The organism is Pseudoalteromonas sp. McH1-42 (assembly GCF_022347845.1).
GTDB classification, from domain to species: Bacteria; Pseudomonadota; Gammaproteobacteria; order Enterobacterales; family Alteromonadaceae; genus Pseudoalteromonas; species Pseudoalteromonas rubra_D.
Genome location: NZ_JAKRFU010000068.1, coordinates 1 through 1490 on the forward strand (window position 1 = coordinate 1; position 1490 = coordinate 1490).

1 protein-coding gene is annotated in these 1490 nt (G+C 48.9%); it reads right to left on the reverse strand.

Annotated elements, in window-relative coordinates; genetic code table 11:
* A partial coding sequence (locus MHN31_RS24035; RefSeq protein WP_239445545.1) for an RHS repeat-associated core domain-containing protein occupies positions 1-1490 on the reverse strand: 1490 nt, incomplete at both ends.

Here is a 1490-nt window from a genome sequence, read left to right on the forward strand (position 1 = left end):
CTTACCACCTTGCAGAACGGAGGTGATCCCGCCAACCATCGCATGGGAAGCCACATTGGCTACGGCTGTCAGCCCGCCCGCCTCAAATGGCAGAGCGCCCCCTATCGCTTCTGAAATCCCTATCGTAAAGCTGGAAATCACATAGGCCTTGAGTGCGGCACCAAAACTCCCCGTGACCGCGTAGGTTTTCAGCCCCTGATATAACGGCAATGCCCACGGCGCCACAAATCCCAAAGCAATACTGACTGCCGCATCCAGAATGGGGATCTTAGCAATGGCTTTTAGCAATGAGCTCAGCCCCGTCACCTTCATTAACTTCTTCAGGAAGTAGCCACTCGGGTCGTTATAAGTCAATGGGTTATTCAGCACATAGCTGTAACGGTTATGGCTTTGCGTTACATCCGGGAACTGAACAAAAGGGTCAGCCTGTAAGAATCGACCCAGATTAGCATCATAAATACGCCCGTTCATATGTATGATGTCGAGCTGGTCTACCTGCTCATGCCCGGTAAAGGCACGCATCTGTGTCAATGGTAACAAACTGCTGCCCATTTCAGAGGCCGCATACACTTGCTGCTGCTTACCCCAGGGGTCATAAATATATTGCGCAATCGCACTGCCACTGTCATTGGTCACCAGCACGGTTGAGCCCAGCATATCACTGTGCGCAACCTGCGTTTTTTGTGCCTGACCTTCAATCTGGCTGATCACCACACCACCGGCATACCAGCGATGCTCAATTTGCGATGGTAAAGCACTGCCACTGCTATTTTTACCTCCTGACTGCTTGATCAGCTCATACACTTTACCCACATAGTACACCTGTTTCGTTTGTGAACTGCCATTCACCAGTTGTACGTCTTTACGATAATAGCGACTACCCGTGTCATCGTATTTAAACTCGGTATACGTGTTGCTGTCTTTGGTGATCTTATAGGGCTTATCAAACTGAGTATAATAAAAACGACGCTGCCCATCATGGGTAATATTGCCATGATTATCATAAGCCATGCTGTAGCTACGCTTACCGCTTGCCCCTGACACAGACGTCAGCTGATATGGGTTATTGGCATTCGTATAGTGGTAAGTCCCTACATTCGTATTGGTCTTGATATTGCCATAAGCATCATAGCTGTAGGTTTGATTCGCCAATCTGAGCGATACCCCATAACGGGTGCTGGCATGACTCACCGAGCGGGTTCTCAGGCGCTGCAGACCGTTATTTTCATACCCAAATGACTCTGTAAACTTGAACGAATCGTTGCCCACGCCCGGCTCATAATACTGACTGATACGATGGCGCGTGGTACCACGAATATCATGCTTATAATTGACCGTATACAGTGTCTGAGTGGCATTCGAAATTGAAATGGCGTCAATAAAGCCACTGCCATTTTCAAACGACTGGGTCCGGGATACCCCACCTGCAAACGTCTGCTGTGTCACCCGTCCTTGTGCATCCACACTGTCTATTTTACTCAACAGCTTAT